Genomic DNA, 19,341 nt, shown 5'->3' on the forward strand with positions numbered 1-19,341 from the left:
GCAAATAGTCGTTTCGCTCACAGGAAACCCCGTGACTAATGACAGCTAGGTTATTTGCGTATAGCCAAAGCGATATTTTTGCGTATAATCCCTCTCGTTTGCTTCGTATAACCCCAATGATATGGTTTGGGGGTCTCTACCAGTTCCCGCAAAGTGCTGATTACGAAGAGTTGAGATCATCGTGGGTCTTACTCTTTGTGATAGCGTTCGATTTATTTCTATCTATACCTATTCTTAGAGTAACTGCATCCACAATACACATAAGGTGGAATATGAACGCATTTATTCAAGGTCTTCCAAAAGTAGAGCTGCACTTACATATCGAAGGTTCACTTGAGCCGGAACTCTTATTCAAATTAGCAAAACGAAACGGCATCGAGATCCCTTACTCTTCTCCGAGTGAACTACGCAGCGCATATCAGTTCACAGACTTACAATCATTTCTCGACCTCTATTACCAAGGAGCGGGAGTTCTGCGTACTGAGCAAGATTTTTACGATCTCACTTGGGAATACTTACTGCACTGTAAAGAAGACAACGTTATTCATACCGAAATCTTTTTTGACCCTCAAACACACACAGAACGCGGCATAGACTTTGACACTGTTATCAATGGAATCGCTCGTGCGCTAAAAGATGGTCACGAAAAACTTGGCATTACCTCGCAAATTATTGCGTGTTTTCTCCGTCACCTTTCAGAAGAGAGCGCCATAGAGACCCTACAGGCTATTCTGAAACACCGTGATAAGATCATTGGTGTTGGACTAGACTCTTCAGAACAAGGTCATCCGCCAGCTAAATTCAAGCGCGTATTTAAACAAGCAGTAGAAGAAGGCTTACTTACCGTTGCTCACGCAGGAGAAGAAGGCCCCGCACAAAATATTAGCGATGCCATTGAAATGCTTTACGTGAGCCGCGTGGATCACGGTGTTCGCTGTGTTGATGATGAAGCATTAGTTGAATCCTTAATCGAAAGCCAAATGCCACTGACAGTGTGTCCGTTATCGAATCTTAAGCTATGTGTATTCGACGATATGAAAGATCACAATATTGTGGATTTGCTACGAAAAGGTGTCGCCGTAACGATTAACTCAGACGATCCTGTGTACTTTGGTGGCTACATGACGGATAACTTTCTGGCCGTCAACAACGCACATCCAATGAGTAAGAGTGAACTTGCCCAATTTACAATGAACGCGATTGATGCCAGCTTTATCGATAACGAGTTAAAGGCGAAATATCGTCACCTTGTTAGCCAATACGTAAACCAGCACGAAGCGTTGCAATAAAGACATAGTGCCACGCCTTAGGTCAAACGCGTAGGTATTAAAACCCTACAAAGACTCTGTGGTTAACCGCATTTATAAACGCTAGACTGAGAAAGCTAAACTAGCACACAAAAAGGAATAGAATCATGATTCAACAAGGCCAAGCTCTACCAGTTGCAACTCTTAGTGAGTTGACTGCCGATGGTATGGTTAACCACGACGTTACAGAACTGTTTGCGAACAAGAAAGTCGTACTCTTTGCTGTACCTGGCGCATTCACCCCTACCTGTTCAGAAGCTCATCTACCAGGCTATGTGGTATTAGCTGATGAGCTAAAGGCAAAAGGTGTTGATTTAATTGCTTGCGTTTCTGTAAACGATGCATTTGTGATGCAAGCGTGGGGCGAAGCTCAAAACGCTTCTGAGATTCTGATGTTGGGTGATGGCGACGCTAGCTTTACTAAAGCATTAGGTCTTGAAATGGATACAGGCGGCTTTGGTGGTATTCGCTCACAACGTTACGCGATGATCATTGAAAACGGCACAGTGACTAAGCTTAACGTTGAAGAGCCAAAAGAGTTTGAAGCAAGCAAAGCAGAAACGATTTTAGCGGCGCTTTAAGCTTACTCCTAAATACAAAAACGGAAGCCATCGCTTCCGTTTTTTGTTGGCTAACGCATTCTGACAACACTCGTTTGTTGCTTACGCTGCATTTCCGCAAAAGTCAGCACAAACGGGGATGACTGCTTTACACGGCTTGGTAATGAAGAAAGCGCATTGTAGGCATCCTGCTTCGTTTTAAAATCACCAACAGTTACCGTATACCAACGCGTGCCTCGGCTGTTTTTCCAGTTAACCCAAACCGGATGCTTAGGATCGATATAGCGAATATAATCTTTCACATCTTTTTCTTGCTTTAGCGCGAGTACCTGCATTGTGTAATGGTTTGGGTTTAAATAACCATATGCATCCTGAGAGGTCATGACTCCAACACATTGGCCGCTATCGACCTCCTGCTGGTAAGGCATAGCGCAGCCCATGAGCGATAAAACCAATGTCAAAGATAAAATCTTGTGCACGTGTCACTCCATTCTTGTTCTAGTTTCTTTTCTCTCGCACCCAAAAACACAAAACGCTCTTGGTCAGGTAAAAACACACCCTTACAAGAAGGCCTGCGTTTTAACGCAACGAGTATTCCAAAAACGTAAGGCGACCACGTTGGTCGCCTTAGTAAATTGATTTAATAGAACATTAACAAGATAGAGTGATAAAGACAGAAGTTCGCTACTGTTTAGAACCAGCTAGCGACCAATTGCTTAAACCAGTCCAAAATTCGCTTGAATAAACTGCCTTCCTCCACGGACTCCAATGCAACGAGCTCGGCTTCATTTACGACCTTACCGTCGACTTTGTAAAGCACTTTACCAACCACTTGTTGCTCAGAAATTGGCGCAACTAAATCACCGTTGTATTCAACTTCCGCTTGCAGCTTTTTTACATCTCCTTTTGGCAAAGTGAGATAAACATCGTTAGCTACGCCGACAGTAAGCTCGTCTTTTTCGCCCATCCAAACTCGAGCTTTCGCAAGTTCCGCACCCGCCTCAGTCGGCATTACCGTATCGTAAAAGCGGAAGCCATAACTTAACAGCTGCTTGCTTTCTGATTCACGAACATTCTCACTCTTCGCTCCCATCACTACTGCAATCAAACGCATACCACCTTGTGTTGCAGAAGTCGCTAGACTATAACCCGCGCCGCTTGTATAACCAGTTTTCATGCCATCGACATTCATACTACGATCACGAAGCAAGCCATTACGGTTGTATTGAGTGATGCCATTGTAAGTAAACGAGGTTTCGCTATACAGCGGATAGATATCAGGTAAGTCACGAATAATCGCTTGGCCCAACTTGGCAATATCATAAGGTGTCGAATATAAACCGTCACTGTCTAGGCCGTGAGGGTTGGTGAATGCCGTGTTAGACAATTCAAGCTTGGCGGCCCAACTATTCATCAAACTCACAAACCCTGATTCACTTCCCGCAACATGCTCAGCAATAGCGACACTGGCATCGTTACCAGATTGAACAATCAGACCACGGTATAAGTCAGACAAAGAAACGGAAGTATTGACTTCAATAAACATTTTTGAAGAATCTGGGAAATTTTTTGCCCAAGCATTTCGGCTGATGACAACCTCATCATTCAACGTAATATTGCCTGTATTAATTTCTTGACCAGCTACATAAGCAGTCATCAACTTCGTTAAACTCGCGGGGTTTAAACGTTTGTGGGCATCACGTTCAACCAGTACTTTCCCCGTATGGAAGTCCATCAAAACATAACCACGAGAACTGAGTTCCGGCGCATTTGGCACAACTGAAGGCGCAGCATAAGCCAACGAGGATACAGCAGCGAACCCTGTAATTAACACTGTGTGTAATATAGTACTTTTTCTCATCATGACATCTTATCTTAGTAGCATTTAAGGCTTACAAACGGTACCCGAATGAATTCAAAGCGCGGGATTACCTAGTTAAAAAACGAGTATATTGAAACGGCGCTCAGTTACAGCCACCTTGTTACGATTGGTTACTTTTACTCAATGTTTGTCGAAAATAATGAGAGGTAGGTAGAGCTTTCGTCTTGAAGAATGAAACAGGAGCGAAAATAATTCCGTAACGCTATGTTTTTTTAGAGGGGAGAAAAAGCGCGCAAGCCAATTCAGGGAGTAAGTTGGTATAGGAAAAGTAGTTGAGCTTTTATCCATATCTAAATAGGAAACAACAAAAACAATCAACAATAAGCCCAGCTAATTATTTACCAAGAAAACATATTGAAAACGCATCATAAAATCGTAATTAATTATCGATAAATTTAAAAACCTAATATTATAATTTATGCAAATTTCATTTATTATTAAACTGGAGAAAAATACAGCTTTCCTTTTTTAAAACTAAGAGACGATTTTTTCGATGTTTTTAGGTTTATCTCATCAGAGAACTTGGTATAACAGTGAGGAATAAGGCATCCGGACTTAGCGCGAAAGGATAACCCACTGTTATTTAAGTTCACACGCTGCTTTTTAATGACTAGAGACTTTAAACTGCGGTTACCTTCGGTTTGTGCGGCTATTCTTTGACGTATCCCAACCCAGTACGACTCAAACGACGACATCATACATATCCTCTTTCATGATATAAGCATTAATAATTAAACATCGCTAAAAGCTAAGCTTGTCTTAAATAAAAGTACTAGAAATTGATTTTATTTCTTCAAAACAAATCAACCCGCATATTCCACATAAATTTAGTGGTTATGTCAAATATTAATTATCATTAATTTTATTTATAATGGATATAAAATCAGTTTATAATTTTTAAATAATTTAATTATTAGAAAGCAGTATGACCAGTCCATATTTAACATGGAAATATGAGCTTTGTTTTGCATCATAATATATAAATACATTAAAGATTCATCTACGAACTAAATGCTCTTCAAGAGGTGATATAAATTAGCATTTCGAGACTAAATGAGAATAAAAATAGCGCACCGTATATGGTGCGCTATAGATTTGATTAAGGTCACTGTATAAGCATAGATAAAACTAAACTCATTTGACGTAGCTAGGCCAAGATTGCTTATGGTTTAAGTTTCAATACTTTATCAATATCTTCTGCGCTGTGGCGCTCAGGTAACTGCTCCCATTCTTCACCCCATGAACGGTTCACAATTCGACCACGTTTTACCGCTTCACGCTCATCAATTACTTTTGCCCAACGCACAACGTTTTTGTAGCTTTCTACGTCTAAGAATTCAGCCGCATCGTAAGCACGACCCAACACAAGGTTGCCGTACCATGGCCATGTTGCGATATCAGCGATGCTGTACTCATCGCCACCTAGGAATTCATTGTTCGCAAGACGCTTGTCTAATACATCTAACTGACGTTTTGCTTCCATTGTAAAGCGGTTGATTGGGTACTCGAACTTCTCTGGTGCGTACGCGTAGAAGTGACCAAAACCACCGCCTAGATATGGCGCAGAACCTTGCAGCCAGAATAACCAGTTCATTACCTCAGCACGCTTAGCGCCTTCTTTTGGTAAGAAATGATCAAACTTCTCTGCTAGATAAAACAAGATGTTGCCAGATTCAAACACGTTCACTGGCTCAGAACCCGAACGGTCAACCAATGCCGGAATTTTAGAGTTTGGGTTAACAGCCACAAAGCCAGAGCCAAACTGGTCGCCATCGCCAATCTTAATCAGGTATGCATCGTATTCTGCTGCCGTTACGCCAGCAGCCAAAAGCTCTTCAAACATGATCGTCACTTTCTGACCATTTGGGGTACCCATTGAGTAAAGTTGGAATGGGTGCTCACCAACTGGAAGCTCTTGCTCATGACGTGCGCCAGAATCCGGACGGTTGATGCTCGCCCACTGACCGCCGTTTTCATTATCGTTTGTCCAAACTTTTGGTGGAATGTATTCGTTAGCCATTGTTTTCCCTTATTGTGTTTGAATGCATCTTCAAACTGACGGGTCTTACGCGCCAGCAAGCATTATTAACATCACCTCTTCGCCAACTGCGATTAGGCATACTCAAGATATTAGGTCGAATTCGCTAAATAAAAGTCCTGCAATCTCTTTTAGTTAGAACCTTTGGTTATGGGATTTTCTTTCACGCTATAAGTAAAAACGTCGCGATAATGTGAACTAGGTTCGAGATGCCAACGATGAGTAAGCTACACTCGGCGGCGCGCCACTATTTGGGGATTTAGAACAACCGCTAAACTTCAAAGTCACCAAGAATGAAGTTGTTCTGGATACCTTAGTTCAAACAACTTACGTGCGTGATAGGCAGTTAAGTTAGATAGTTAGAAAGAAAAACGCCCTTCACTAAATCAATGAAGGGCGTTTTAATGTATTCGAAACCGTTACTTAGCTGATTCAAACAAACCAGAAATACCTTTCAAAGGGAAAAGCCTTGCTTGCTCCAACCCTCTCAACGTTACCGTATTGAGGTCATCAATAAAGAAACGACTGGTCATCGTGTGTTTGCCGCCATTAATGAAAATCTCGATGACAGAATTGTCGATATACATCTCAATCGTCTGCTTAGCGTCCAATCTTGGTGCTTTTCGAATACCACCAAATTCTTCTGCGTACAAATGAGACATGTGACGACGGTCCAGCATAAACTCGTGCTCTGTCGCACTAAAGACGATGTTGTCACCTTTGAGGTTACTCAGCTCAAGTTCAAAGCCATCGCCCTCAAGGTCTAATTGGATCAAACAACTTGTGCTTTCCAGTGTATGGGATTGTGCAAAGACCACCTCTTCTTTTCTTAAACTCTTCAGCTCAGGGAGCGGAGCTTGAACAAGAAAACCATCTTTCAACGTTAGTTCTCTAGGAAGAGACAACATTCCTGCCCACTGGTGTGTGACCGATGGTGTGTCGATTTCTGGCAACCCTATCCATGCAATAAGAATGCGACGCCCATTCTCATCTAAATAGGTTTGTGGGGCGTAGAAATCAAACCCATAATCTGGCTGCAAAATATCTTGGTGGTTTTCTAAAATCATCGACTCTAGGTTCAACTGATCACCCACGATATACGCAACAGAATAGATGTTTTTGAAATCATAAGGATTATTACTGCTCACGCCCTGTGGAGAAAACAGCATCACCGATTGACCATTAATCTCAAAGAAATCAGGACACTCCCACATGTACCCAAGGTCAGAAAACTTGGTCTTGATAGGACCTTTATGCTGCCACGTTTTCAAATCTTTGCTTTGATAGAGCGCCATTGAACCATGCTCGGTTTTGGTTTGAGCACCCACCACCATCAAATAGTCGTCGCCTTTCTTCCAAACTTTTGGATCACGAAAGTGCTCCGTGTAATGTTCGTTCTCAATGACCACACCATGCTTTTCAATGTTGCCATCTGAATCCATGGTGGCAAAGCACTGTGTTGGAATTCGATTCCAGTTTTGGTCACGCTTATTACCAGTAAAAAACAGCAAAGCCTTGTTGTTTTCCACCAAAGCACCGCCCGAATAGACACCATGTGAATCGTAGTCTTGGTCAGGATGAAGACCCACGCCATGATCTTTAAAATGGATGAAGTCTTTAGTAGAAAGGTGGTACCAATACTTCATTCCATGGACTGGTCCCACAGGCGTCCACTGGTAAAAGATGTGGTGCTCACCATTGAAATAGCACAACCCATTTGGGTCATTTAACAGCCCAAATCTAGGGGCGATATGAAAACTAGGAAAGCCTTTATCTTGCTGACGTGAAAGTGTCATTTCTTCGATATCACACTGAGGGATTTGCTCAAGTCGACGATATCTTTGCTCCACAGTCCAACGGTTGTTTAAGCTCATAATTTTTCTCAACTGAAATTGGATCTGGAGATCATTGCCCAATAAATTGCAGCAATTCTGTCTGGGTCGGAAGCGCGGTCATTGCGCCTTTTTGCGTCGTCGCTAACGCACCACAGCCATTTGCCCATTGAATCGCAGAGCTAACAACAGGATGATTTTTCCAATCGTCATACCGAGACAGGCATGCCAGTAGCCCTCCGACAAAAGCATCACCCGCACCTGTGGTATCAATCGGACTAACGACTTGACCAGTGATCAGCTCACTCTGATTTTCAAAGACGCGCCAAACGCCTTTAGCACCTTGTGTCACCAAGACCAAAGCAATATTCAAAGCGGCTATTTGTTGTAAACCTTGCGCCATCGATGTTGAGTCAGTTAAGAACAAAAGCTCCTCTTCAGAGAACTTAACCACATCAGCCATCGCTACAGCCTTCATCACTACAGCTTGGATCTCTGATTGATCTTGCCACACTTCATCGCGCAAGTTAGGGTCAAAGCTAATGAAACCACCAGCGGCTTTTGCTCTTTTGATCGCCTCAAACGTGCTGCTTCTACTTGGCTCATTTGCCAGTGAAATTGAGCAAACGTGTAGCCAGTCACCTTGCTTAAAGTTTGGGATGTCTTCAACAGACATAAACTGATCAGCGCTCGGTTTTACCATAAACGTAAAGCTGCGCTCACCTTGCTCGTCTAAATCCACCACCACTGTTGATGTTCTTTGCTCAGGATCTTTAACGAGAAACTCCGTGCTCACGCCCTCTTGATCGAGCGTTGATTGCATGAAGCGACCAAATGGGTCATCACCTACACGTCCAAAAAACGCACTCTTACCAGATAGACGAGCAATAGCTACGGCGACATTCGCTGGTGCACCACCGGGACATTTGAGTAAAGAAGTCTCAGATTCCGGTATTAGATCGACAACAGCATCACCAGTTACCCACACTTGATTCATCTTGCTTACCTTGAAATTAAAGCCCTGATAGTCCAACGTGTTGAACACCTTCACTACCAAGTAAAAATTGAAAAAGGCTAGCCAAGCCATTAGTGCTTGGCTAGCATCCCAAACATTTAGGAAAAGAAGTGGATTTTGGGGGACTCCACCCCTAAGGAGTTCAGATTAAGCCGCTGCTTTTCTACCGACTTTAGCGCGGTCACGCATACCAAGAACAATGGTGAGAACAAATGCGGTCAAGAACGCGATCACCATACCCGCGATGTAGTACCCAATCTTCTCTGGCGTAATGGAAATGATGCCTGGAAGACCAGCTGCGCCCAATGCCTGAGCTTTCACATTAAACATTGTGATGAACGCACTTGATAACGCCGCAGCGCAAACTGCCGCAATAAATGGGTAACGTAGTTTTAAGTTAACACCAAACATAGCCGGTTCTGTAATACCCAGCAAACCCGTAACACCAGATGGAATCGCAATACCTTTCATCTTCTTATCTTTGCTCATCACGCCCACCGCCAACGCAGCCGCTCCTTGAGAAACGTTAGACATCGCCGCAATAGGAAAGATAAAGGTGCCGCCCGTCGTCGCAATATCCGCAAGAAGTTGAGTTTCAATAGCAATGAAGCTGTGATGCATACCAGTAATAACAAACGGAGCATAAATAAGACCAAATACCGCACCACCAACAAAGCCAGCAGTGTTGTATAGCCAGTTCAGACCATCACCCAATAGGAAACCGATATCACGCGTGAACGGACCGACGACAGTAAACGTCAGCAAACCCGCTATGAAAATCGCCAGTAATGGCGTTAAAAGGTTGTCTAAAACAGAAGGTATGACTTTACGTAAGCCTAGCTCAACCTTCGCAAGAATGAATGCCGATACCAAAACCGGTAACACCGAACCTTGGTAACCCACTTTTTGGATTTCAAAGCCAAGAATATTCCAAACCGGAATGTTGCCAGACACAGATGCGCCGCCGAATCCCCAACCATTCAGCAAGTCAGGGTGAACCATCAACATACCTAGCGCCGCCCCTAAATATGGGTTACCGCCAAACTTCTTACTGGCTGAAAATGCCAGCAGAATAGGCAGGTAAACAAACGGCGCGTTCGCAAACGTGTTGATCATGTTCGCCAAGTCTGTCAGTCCTGGGTTGGCATCAATCAAAGATTTGCCATCAATGAACAAGCCTTGAGCAGTCAATAGGTTATAGATACCCATCAACAAACCACCAGCGACGATTGCTGGAATGATTGGAACGAAAATATCAGACAGCCCTTTCACCGCGCGCTGAACGATGTTTTGTTTCTCTGCGCCAGCAGACGCAACGTCGTTGGTGGACATTTCACTCATCCCCGTCAACTTCGCCATTTCTGCATAAACTTGGTTTACGATGCCTGATCCAAAAATGATTTGGTACTGACCCGCAACTTTGAACTGCCCTTTTACTCCTTCAAGGCTATCAATCGCTTGTTCATCTATTTTTTGCTCATCTGCAACGGCAAGGCGTAAGCGTGTCGCACAATGCGCAAGTGCGGTGATGTTGCTTTTACCACCTAATAGAGTTAACAACTCTTTTGCTACTGCCGGATAATTCATTTCATACCCCATTGGATTATTATCTGAGCTTGCGAAATTTTCGGGAACGTTTGCAAAACAGATTTTTGCTCAATAAAACCAAATGATCAAAGATAAAGCAGAGAGAATGTGAGAATGATCGTCAAATTCTCTCCCTAAGAGCAGTATAGGAGGTTAGAATCGCTACTTATCAAAGAGCTTTTCATCTTCTCTTTGCAAACAATCCCAAAAACGAAAAACAGAATGGATAGGAACAATGGCGAGTCTGCATGATGTCGCCCGTCTGGCTGGCGTATCAAAATCAACAGTGTCACGGGTTATAAACGATGAATATGGCGTAAAAGAAGCGACAAAACTGAAGGTCCGCCAAGCAGTAGCGGAGTGTGGCTATGTGCCGAACCAAGTCGCTAAAGATCTAAAATCTCAAAAGACCAATCTGGTTGGTGTCATTGTTCCTCGGGTTTCCTCTCATGCCACATCCCAAGGTGTCGATGGATTAACCGATGTCCTTGAAAAAGCCGGGAAACATGTCTTACTTGCTAGCACTCACCAAGCCCACGAAAAAGAACTGGAATACATTCAGATCTTTAACCAAAAACGGGTTGAAGGGATCATTCTTTACGCCACCCACCTCGATTCCAAACTGGTAAAAGCAATTCAAAACTCAGCCGTTCCAGTTGTGCTCGTCGGTCAAGATGGTTCCATGTTTAATATTCCAAGCATCATTCATGATGACGCACGAGTAGGGTTTGAAGCGGGAAATAGACTGGTTGCAAAAGGTTGCCAAACCATGGGTTTTATTGGTGTGCAAGGTGACGATATCGCGGTAGATAAGCAACGCTCTGAAGGATTTGTTCAAGCGCTACAGCATCATGGTTTTGAGATCGCCTTCCATGCTCGTGGTGACTTTACCATCGATTCTGGCTATTCATTGGCAAAACAACACTTAACAAAGAACCCTAAGCTAGATGGCTTGTTCTGTGCGACAGACCGTATTGCTATCGGTGCGATGAGAGCGATTCAAGAGCTCGGGTTAACACCGGGTAAAGACGTTTTAGTGCTAGGAGTTGGTGATGATGAGCTCGCATCAGTGTGCACCCCAACCTTATCAACATTTAACTATGCATTTGATAAAGCGGGTGAAAATGGTGCGAAACTGCTACTAGATAGAATTGCCAACAGAAGTTTTGAAATGAGTAAGATGGTACTAACCTTCAAAACAATTGAGCGTCAGTCCTGTTAATGAAAAAGCGCCAACTGAAATCAGTTGGCGCTTTTCTTATTACTCTTTGTCGGTTAGATCCCTTTAGAACCAAGTTTCCATTTGCAGTGCAAACAGAACTTCACCACCATCACCCATCGTTGCAGCACCCGCATCCTGGCTAATCGAGTAGCCATTCAAGTCTTCGCTCCAATCAACGTAGCTAACTGCAAAACGTAGCTCCGGACGGTCAAAGAAACCTGCAGCGGTAGACATCTTAAGCGTTGGTGCAATTGTCGCTTTGTAAAAACTGCCACTTGCTTTATCAATCGCATTGTCTAGGTCCATGTATTGGTATGAGCCTTCATAAACCATCTCAAAGTTCTGCGTAAACTCTTGCGCTAAGCGGATGTTGAACGATGCCCACGTAAATTCATCATTTTCAGCAAAGCGATCTTGGCTGTGTTCTGCTAGCAACGCAGGTGCTACACGCCAGTTGTCGCCGATGCGTGTTACACCATAGCTGAACAAGCGTACGGCTTTTGCGTCTTCTAACAAATCTCCGTTTGAACCGATGCCTTTAAGTTCCGCACCCAGTCCATCACCCATCAAAATACCGGTTTTAGAGAAGCCTTCACTCATGCCAAAGAAGTTATCGCCATGGTAAGCAAACATCGCATGTAAACCTTTGTCCGCTGCGCCTTCTACGCGATCATTGTTATCAGCAGACGTCATGCCGCTCAGCATCAATTGCCAATTACCGAAGCGGTTGTTCATTGTCGCGATATAGTTTTCAACATCTGTTGACGAGCTATCAATCTCACCAAAATCACGACCATAGATCGAGAAGTTTGCTTTCCACGAATCGCTCATTTGGACGTCATACACACCAGCACCAGTACCAGATAAGAAAACAATATCCGAGTCAAAGAAGTGAATGTCAAAGTTATCACGGTCAAATCGTTTACCAGCCCAAAACGTCGCGTCAGCAAAAGCTCTTGATTCAGAGAACATACTCAACTTGTTTAGCTCAGCATATACCTGACGAACGTTTAATTGACTCTCGCTCGCCGTCCATTCGTTATTGGTTTCCGTACTATCTGCCAACATGATTCGGAACAATGCGCTGGAACCATCATCTGCAAAACGTTTGTGAATAAGGTTTGCTTCCACATAATGATCATCCTCTACCCCTAATCGCCCAACTGGAGCGCCAATAGCACCAGCTGCCGTCATGTAAGGACCAGTACCCACTGCACCATTCAGATCGTCATTAATCAGTAGCCCGGAACGAGCGTAGCCATGAAACTCAAAGCTTGAGGCTTTCTCATTTGCTTCTGTGGATGCTTTTTCTGTCTGCTCAAGTCTCTGTTCTAATTCATTAATTCGCTTTTCAAGAGCGTCAACATCTGTTGCTGCGAATGCAGGTGCAGTAACCAGTCCAAGCGCTACTGCCATCGTCAAAGTGTGTAGTTTCATTTCCATAGTCTCACGTAAATTTATACTTAGGCATATTGCAAACGTTCCCAAGAAAAATCGCAAACTTATGGTGACTTTAAATGTCCATCTAAAGCCTGAATTTCAGAGCGCTCGTACTCAGAGCGTCTCTACTACTTATATCAATGAGGGCGATAATATATAAACTTTTCGGGAACGTTACCGCAAAGAGGTGATTTTGTTACTTCTATCACGTTCAATTGTGTTACTTACAGAAAAATCATTAACCAGCGCACATTTGAATTAATTGTTAGCGCTAGAGGAAGTAGTTTGAAGGTGACAGGCTACAAAGAAGGGGTTTAGTGTTCATTTGAGAGAATAGTGCTCACGCGCTTCCCTATGCTACTTGATGGTAACTCATCTCTATTTGTTGATGAAAAGTAGCAGCTAAGGTTGAACGTAACTAAGAGCGAAGCGGATCTCGATACCTTGGTTCAAACAACATGAAAGGCTGTTAACGCCCTTAACTTTCGTGAAGAGCGCTTTGCTATTCTAATTCAAGCTAACGAAACTCATTTTTGGAAAATTGAGTTGTAGGTTTTGCTAAATTAGCATTTAATGGACAATTATAGATGTTACAAATCCTTTTGTCGGTTGGCCAAATCAACCCACTCACTACATATTAGAAAGGAATCTCGACTTAATAGTTCTTCTCGGGCTTTCTCAGCTTCTCATTTTCATTACGCTTATTAAAACTGCGCTAATTAGTGTATTCGATATAGTCGCCTGTAAAAAGCGGCTCCCCGTCCTCTTTGATACTAGAGATAAAGACTGCTTTGCAATCCCGCCACCTGACGCCTCGACTGCATGATTTCATATTCTACTGTTACTAAAGAAAAGACAGAACTAGCAATAAATGCAACTTCTAATTTGGCTCTACTGTGAAAAACCACGACCCGATTAACCCACTAACATTAGCTTAGGTATTGCAAATTTCTAGTGTAGTGGTTGGATTCATTAACCCCATTGGTCAACTACTAAAACGGATCCAGCAAATCTTCATCAAACTTAAGTCCTTCTAGTCCATGCTCTTCGCACAAAAGCTTGAAAGATTCTGTAGCATAGAGCACTGTACAGCCTTGTAAGCGAGATTTGAATACATAGCGTGGTTCGATATCCTCTTCATCAAATTCAATGGTTTCCAGACCATCTTCAAAACCATCGGTATGTTTCTTAAGGCACATAGACTCATCTTCAGCGCCAAAACTAAGGCAATTAAAAGCATATATGGTTTCGTCACCAACGTTTATAGGCAAGAACTCCCCCTCAGACGCTAGTACCGATTCTAGCTTATCGCATGCACCTGCAGTTAGCGCTAGATATGTGCTATACCATGTTGATATGTCCGGCATCGTAGAGTTTTTTCCTAAAACATCCTCAAAATCGCCAACCACACCATCTTTCCAAATTGGTAGTAAAGGCTCATTAGTAGAAGGCTGCAGTCGGAGTTGCCTTACTAGCTTTTTATTACCAAGCTGATTAGCAAGATTCATAATATCCAGAGTTAGAGTTTTAAACTCCTCAGGGCGTTGCTTTAACTGGTAGATTTTCATGATTGACCGCTCCAGCTAGTGTCTTTCTTTTCAATAATTTTCTGCGGATATCCACCATGCAGAAGTTTGTGCTTTACTCTTTGTAAGCGACTAATCATTGCCTGCTCAGGCAGCATTGGAGAACTAAACGTATTCACAATCCATGATTCATAGTTATACCGATGTATCTCTCGATGAGCTGGTGCTTCACTGCCTGCCCAGTGACCTTTGTCATTTTTATAGCGAGGTAGCCAAGCGCCATTCAACGGGTCATTGATTCCAATACCGTGAGCATGAAGAGCTAATCGTGTCACAACAAGTCTAACCTGCTGAAACCGCCCTTTACCCGGAATGATATGATGTGGGTCATGGATGCTACTCGGCTTAGGTTCACCAACTGCAGTGAGATTACGAGCCAGCACACAAGTCGGATGATGAGCCTCCTCGAACAACTCATCTTCATCTTTCAACTTGTTTTCAGCACGGCATGTTTCAAGATCCTGCTGTAGCATCACCTGAGAAGTGATCTTTTTTCGCTCATGCTGAAGGTGTGCCCAATCCTTTTCCAAAGCATCAGTACGCTGCTTGCAAGCTTCTTTAGATTCATTGTTAAGCGCAACACTATTCTTTTTGTCGTGATATTCAGGCCGCTTGACATTCGTAGTAATAAATAACCAACTCTAATGCAGATGGGTTGCTAGGTCGAATAGGCTTTGGCGTATACTTCACAATTCCTTCCTTGTATGTTTGGTCAATTAGATGTGACTGGCACAACAGCTTTAATAAGAGCTGTAAGCTACCAGAAAACAAGTGGCTACAAAACACTCAATACAATCAGTTTCTTCGCTAATAAAAGTAAGCAATTATACCTTCCATCACGTACTATTGACTGATTCCACTGAATCATTTAGGAGCAAAAAAATACCAGCAGGTCAATTAATGTTCCTCAAACAAAAACGCCCTTCACATAAATAAAGGGCGTTTGTTATTTGACGTTTTGATTAACGAGCTATAATACCAACCCACCGTCAATCTTGAGCACTTGGCCTGTGATGTAGGCGCTCTTGTCTGAGGTTAGGAAAGAGACGCCATTGGCAATATCTTGCACTGAGCCCATGCGCCCTAATGGGGTTTTGCCTTCCATCATTTGAATGACTTTCTCTGGCAGGTTCTTGGTCATGTCGGTGGCGATAAAGCCTGGCGCGACACAATTAACGCGTATCTGTGCACCCTTTCTTGAAAGTTCTTTCGCCCAGCCTTTGCTCATTGAGATGACGCCGCCTTTACTTGCGCCGTAGTTGCTCTGGCCGATATTACCATCCGTTCCCACTATAGAAGAAATGCTAACAATACTGCCTGTGCCCTGCTCTAGCATGACAGGAGCAACACGTTGGGTGAGTAAGAACACCGCTTTTAGGTTCACGTCGATCACGCTGTCCCAGTCTTGCTCTAACATGTCTGGCAACAGTGCATCTCGAGTGATGCCCGCGTTGTTAACCAGAGCATCGATTCTTCCGTGCTGCTCTACAACACTTTCTACCACTTCACTGACAGCTTCGGCATCACACAAGTTGACTTGATAACTGCTTAGCTGCGCCGACTGGCTCCATTCCACGGGCGATATGTCTAGCCCGATTACGTGGAATCCATCCTCCAGTAATTGCTCACAAATCGCTTGGCCAATACCACGAGCCGCACCAGTGACTACTGCTACTTTTTCCGGTTTCATCTTGGTCTTCCTTAAATGTTGAGATTACAAATTCGCTTGTATCCCTAGCGTTTTTTGTTTTTATGCCTAGTCGCGTTACAGCTGCGCTTCTCATACGCAGGGTCTTTTATATCTTATAAAAACTATAGAAACAGTCTGGGAGTCGAATGTGAACTAATCAAGGCAACTTGATGACTATGGCAAGATCAACGTAAGAAAGTGTGTTGGAAGGCGCAAAGTTACACGATTGGAGGACTTGGATAGAAAAGTATTGGTCTGATTAATCAAATACTACTTCATCAGACCAATATTACTTGTCTCTTAATCTCTTACAAAAGCTGGTTTTGTTATTTTCACCAGAAAAGGCTGAAGCAAGAGATTAAACAACATGCCAGCAATAAACAGGGTGATCACAATACTCGCACCACTCGGTAAGTCATAGCGAGCCGATGCGGCAATACCCGATAAGATCCCAACAATACCAATGCTGATACTAGCGACAAAGAATCGAGTTCCCTTCAATGCTGCCGCACATAAAGCTGGAATAACCAACAAAGCAAATTCTAAATAAATGCCGGTTAACTTGACCGTAATGGGCATCAGGATTGCAAAGATCAGATAAAAACCACTACCGCGCATAAACGCAGGTTTTAACCAAACCAATAGCAACATCGCAGCGGTAATGAGTGCCAAAGGCCAAACGTCTGCCCAAGTCGCCCATAACAATTGCCCATTAAGAATGCCTTGAATAAAGTCTCCGCCGTGTGGGTCTTTACTCACCAGCAGGATCGCCAGCGATGCAGACACGACAAACAAGCTGCCAATCATGGGCTCTAAATGTTGCTGGTATCGTTTCTCCATTAAGGCAATCAAACCGCAAAGCATCAAAGACATCACCCAAGGGCCAATCATTTCGCCAAAGAATGAGCCTGAGAACAGCGCGTATTGGCTCAACCAGTAGTGGCTTAGTGCTGCCCCCAATGCCGCGACTTGCGCCACCGCCAAATCTATAAAGATGATCTGACGATTAAGAACTTGTTGCCCCAGAACGATGTTGCCAACCAACGCAATTAAACCACACAAAACCGCAGGTAAAAGCCATGTATAATCCGCCATGACTTAGATCTTCTCAGGAACGGGCGGCACTAACACATCCAGTAAATCATCAATGACCTGATCGTACATCTCATCCAAGCTTTCACCCTCAGAAACGGTCAATGGCAGTTGAATCACAGGTTTGTCAGTATGATCTTGCAACCAGTTCGCTGGACGCTGATCCTGATGAGAGGAGTAAACAATCGCATCAAAACTGTCGGCATTTAACTTGGTGAGTGATTGCAGGTGAGATGTGGTCGGTGAAATGCCCGGTTTAGGTTCGAGATCGGCAATCTGCTTCATTCCGAGCCAATCGTACAAATAACGATACGTCGCGTGATAACCGACAACTTGCTTACCCTTTAAAGCAGCCCCTTTCTCATTCCATTCTTTAAGCTTTTTACGCCAATGAGCACGAAACTTCATACCATTCACTTGGTAACTTTGTGCGTTGTCGGGATCAATCGCTTTTAGGCGCTCCGTGACTTTACGAGATAATGGAATCATGTCATTTGCCGCAAATTGAACATGTGGGTTACCGTGAGCGTGTATATCTCCCATGCTACGGTCAACGTGAGCATGAGTATCTAACATGCGCACGAAGTCCGTCGCGTAGATCATGCTCGGCGCACCATTTTGCACCGCCGCATTGCTGCTACGAACTTGCAGCATAGGTAACCACCCCACCTCTAGCTCTGCGCCCGAACACATTGCCATGTCCGCTTGGCGCATCTTTGCAATCAAAGAAGGACGAGCTTGTACGTAATGTGGGTCTTGCTTAGCCGTTGTCGCTGAATAAATACTGGCATCTGGCGCGTGGCTTTCAAGAAAGGCTTTCCATTCTGGCTCACAAACGAAAATGTTTAGAGCCGAAGCAGGCGAAGCAATGATGGCAGCTCCTGCCGCCATCATCACCAAACTGCATTTATTTAATGTCAGCTTAGAACGCATGAGCACCGTGCGCTCCAAATGTCATCACGTATTGCAGAGTGAACACGTTGTCTGTCTCACTGTCTTGGTTATCAATGCGAGTGTATTGCGCGCGGATAGTACCGAAGTGAGAAGAATCCCATGCGATCATCGCATCCATTTCTTTATCATTCAGCTCAGTAAAATGCATGTGGTCGCCATGTGCATGACCATCGTAGCTTTCTGCTTCGCCGTAACGTAGACCTGCTGACCAGCTTGGGTTGAAGCGATAAACACCCGAAACATAGTAAGCGCTTAAGTTGTCTGGTGACTCTGCATCGTTTTTATATTTGCTATCTACCACACCGTCTAACAGCATGTATTCAGCCGATAGCGTGAAGTTGCTGTATTTGTAATTACCGTCTGGTGCCCATTTCCAAACAAAATCAGCACCGTAAAGGTTCGCACCTGTCACTGCTGCGCCATGATGGTGATCGTGCTCATGCTCTTCTTCATGACCGTGGTCGTGATCTTCGAATTCTTTAACCTTGCCGTTTTCGTTACGCAGGTAACTTAAACCAAACTGCCAACTTGAAGATTCGGAGAAGTCACTACCAAGCTTCAGCGTCGTGGTGTACACGCCAACTTCAGAACCTTCTTCGACAGAAGACATTTTGCTACCACTGAGCGCTTCTACACCAAGTTTTACATAAAGGTCGGTTGGCAACACGATGTTTGCACGTACACCATCATCGTAGTAGTGCGAGCCAAGGAAAGTACGATAAGCAATTGGACGCTCAACAAAGCTATCGGTGTGCATGTGTTGGTTGTTCAGGTAACCAAAGTCAGATAGGAATCGGCCAGCGCGCACGTTTACACCATATGGCAATGCCAAAGTTTCGATGAATGCCTCTTCAAGCTCTAATTCTGTCTCATCACCATGACTTTCAAGAACCGCGGTCAATGCGCCGTAAAACTTGTCGTCGATATTTGATGAGAAGTTTAATTCCGTATGGCCTAGACCAAAGCCTTCTTCGCGCTCAGAATTATGACGTTGGCCATCTTGGTAGTAGCCATCAACAACAACACCAATCTGTGGGTTCGATAGTGTGTCGGCAAAAACAGGGGATGCAAAAATGCTACCGATCACGAGAGACACCAATTTCTTATTCACTACTTTTTCCTTTTTGTTATGTTAT

General features: G+C 43.8%; 16 protein-coding genes, 1 pseudogene and 1 riboswitch. Of the genes and pseudogenes, 4 read left to right on the forward strand and 13 right to left on the reverse strand.

The genetic code is table 11. The features are described 5' to 3' along the window. Window positions 1-83: 83 nt before the first annotated feature. Window positions 84-183, forward strand: a riboswitch (purine riboswitch). An 89-nt stretch (window positions 184-272) separates the two neighbouring features. Next, entirely contained in the window at window positions 273-1,289 is a 1,017-nt protein-coding gene (locus tag H9L11_RS23270) for an adenosine deaminase (protein ID WP_017819853.1), read from the forward strand. A 125-nt stretch (window positions 1,290-1,414) separates the two neighbouring features. Next, window positions 1,415-1,888: a peroxiredoxin gene (locus H9L11_RS23275; RefSeq protein ID WP_005373699.1), complete on the forward strand. Its 474-nt coding sequence runs from the start codon at window positions 1,415-1,417 to the stop codon at window positions 1,886-1,888. Between the two features lie 50 nt (window positions 1,889-1,938). Here the strand turns inward: H9L11_RS23275 and H9L11_RS23280 are convergent, their stop codons facing one another. The 3 genes from H9L11_RS23280 to yghU all read right to left on the reverse strand — a co-directional run bounded on the left by H9L11_RS23280 (window position 1,939) and on the right by yghU (window position 5,769). Further along, the gene (locus tag H9L11_RS23280; RefSeq protein WP_064376211.1) at window positions 1,939-2,346 is read right to left on the reverse strand and encodes an SPOR domain-containing protein; all 408 of its coding nucleotides are present in this window, start codon (window positions 2,344-2,346) and stop codon (window positions 1,939-1,941) included. Between the two features lie 212 nt (window positions 2,347-2,558). After that, on the reverse strand, window positions 2,559-3,728 hold the full coding sequence (locus H9L11_RS23285; RefSeq protein WP_064376210.1) for a D-alanyl-D-alanine carboxypeptidase family protein: 1,170 nt from the start codon (window positions 3,726-3,728) through the stop codon (window positions 2,559-2,561). A gap of 1,183 nt (window positions 3,729-4,911) precedes the next feature. Continuing rightward, window positions 4,912-5,769, reverse strand: coding sequence for a glutathione-dependent disulfide-bond oxidoreductase (yghU, locus tag H9L11_RS23290; RefSeq protein ID WP_005373705.1), 858 nt, complete (start codon window positions 5,767-5,769; stop codon window positions 4,912-4,914). A 253-nt stretch (window positions 5,770-6,022) separates the two neighbouring features. On the opposite strand from yghU, the pseudogene H9L11_RS23695 reads away from it, so the two are divergent. Further along, window positions 6,023-6,142: pseudogene (locus H9L11_RS23695) on the forward strand (dihydrofolate reductase); the annotation flags it as partial. A 64-nt stretch (window positions 6,143-6,206) separates the two neighbouring features. Here the strand turns inward: H9L11_RS23695 and H9L11_RS23295 are convergent. The 3 genes from H9L11_RS23295 to H9L11_RS23305 all read right to left on the reverse strand — a co-directional run bounded on the left by H9L11_RS23295 (window position 6,207) and on the right by H9L11_RS23305 (window position 10,221). Continuing rightward, the gene (locus H9L11_RS23295) at window positions 6,207-7,661 is read right to left on the reverse strand and encodes a sucrose-6-phosphate hydrolase (protein WP_064376209.1); all 1,455 of its coding nucleotides are present in this window, start codon (window positions 7,659-7,661) and stop codon (window positions 6,207-6,209) included. A gap of 31 nt (window positions 7,662-7,692) precedes the next feature. After that, on the reverse strand, window positions 7,693-8,616 hold the full coding sequence (locus tag H9L11_RS23300) for an aminoimidazole riboside kinase (RefSeq protein ID WP_064376208.1): 924 nt from the start codon (window positions 8,614-8,616) through the stop codon (window positions 7,693-7,695). Window positions 8,617-8,781: 165 nt separating this feature from the next. Next, on the reverse strand, window positions 8,782-10,221 hold the full coding sequence (locus tag H9L11_RS23305) for a sucrose-specific PTS transporter subunit IIBC (RefSeq protein ID WP_025767958.1): 1,440 nt from the start codon (window positions 10,219-10,221) through the stop codon (window positions 8,782-8,784). Window positions 10,222-10,456: 235 nt separating this feature from the next. Here H9L11_RS23305 and H9L11_RS23310 point away from each other — a divergent pair, with 235 nt between their 5' ends. Continuing rightward, entirely contained in the window at window positions 10,457-11,443 is a 987-nt protein-coding gene (locus H9L11_RS23310; protein ID WP_005373712.1) for a LacI family DNA-binding transcriptional regulator, read from the forward strand. Window positions 11,444-11,506: 63 nt separating this feature from the next. On the opposite strand, the gene H9L11_RS23315 is transcribed toward H9L11_RS23310, so the two are convergent. From H9L11_RS23315 to H9L11_RS23345, 7 genes are all read right to left on the reverse strand, one after another. Next, a complete protein-coding gene (locus tag H9L11_RS23315; protein ID WP_031781088.1) occupies window positions 11,507-12,880 on the reverse strand; it encodes a carbohydrate porin in 1,374 nt (457 codons plus the stop codon). Between the two features lie 995 nt (window positions 12,881-13,875). Beyond that, a complete protein-coding gene (locus H9L11_RS23320) occupies window positions 13,876-14,451 on the reverse strand; it encodes a hypothetical protein (protein WP_033906347.1) in 576 nt (191 codons plus the stop codon). Continuing rightward, window positions 14,448-14,999 (reverse strand): AHH domain-containing protein, encoded by a 552-nt coding sequence (locus H9L11_RS23325; protein ID WP_050550087.1) that lies wholly within the window; start codon window positions 14,997-14,999, stop codon window positions 14,448-14,450. Before H9L11_RS23325 ends, H9L11_RS23320 begins: the two co-directional genes overlap by 4 nt. Window positions 15,000-15,439: 440 nt before the next feature. Next, window positions 15,440-16,159 carry a 3-oxoacyl-ACP reductase FabG gene (fabG, locus tag H9L11_RS23330; protein ID WP_017633598.1) on the reverse strand — a complete coding sequence of 240 codons (720 nt, stop codon included), beginning with the start codon at window positions 16,157-16,159 and terminating at the stop codon, window positions 15,440-15,442. Window positions 16,160-16,459: 300 nt separating this feature from the next. Then, the gene (locus tag H9L11_RS23335; protein ID WP_085569167.1) at window positions 16,460-17,254 is read right to left on the reverse strand and encodes a metal ABC transporter permease; all 795 of its coding nucleotides are present in this window, start codon (window positions 17,252-17,254) and stop codon (window positions 16,460-16,462) included. A 3-nt stretch (window positions 17,255-17,257) separates the two neighbouring features. Next, a complete protein-coding gene (locus H9L11_RS23340; RefSeq protein WP_205391233.1) occupies window positions 17,258-18,184 on the reverse strand; it encodes a zinc ABC transporter substrate-binding protein in 927 nt (308 codons plus the stop codon). Then, window positions 18,174-19,316: a hypothetical protein gene (locus tag H9L11_RS23345; RefSeq protein WP_205391234.1), complete on the reverse strand. Its 1,143-nt coding sequence runs from the start codon at window positions 19,314-19,316 to the stop codon at window positions 18,174-18,176. The genes H9L11_RS23340 and H9L11_RS23345 overlap by 11 nt, the downstream gene beginning before the upstream one ends. Window positions 19,317-19,341: the final 25 nt, after the last annotated feature.

The sequence above is a fragment of the Vibrio sp. sp1 genome, from assembly GCF_016920955.1.
GTDB lineage: Bacteria > Pseudomonadota > Gammaproteobacteria > Enterobacterales > Vibrionaceae > Vibrio > Vibrio alginolyticus.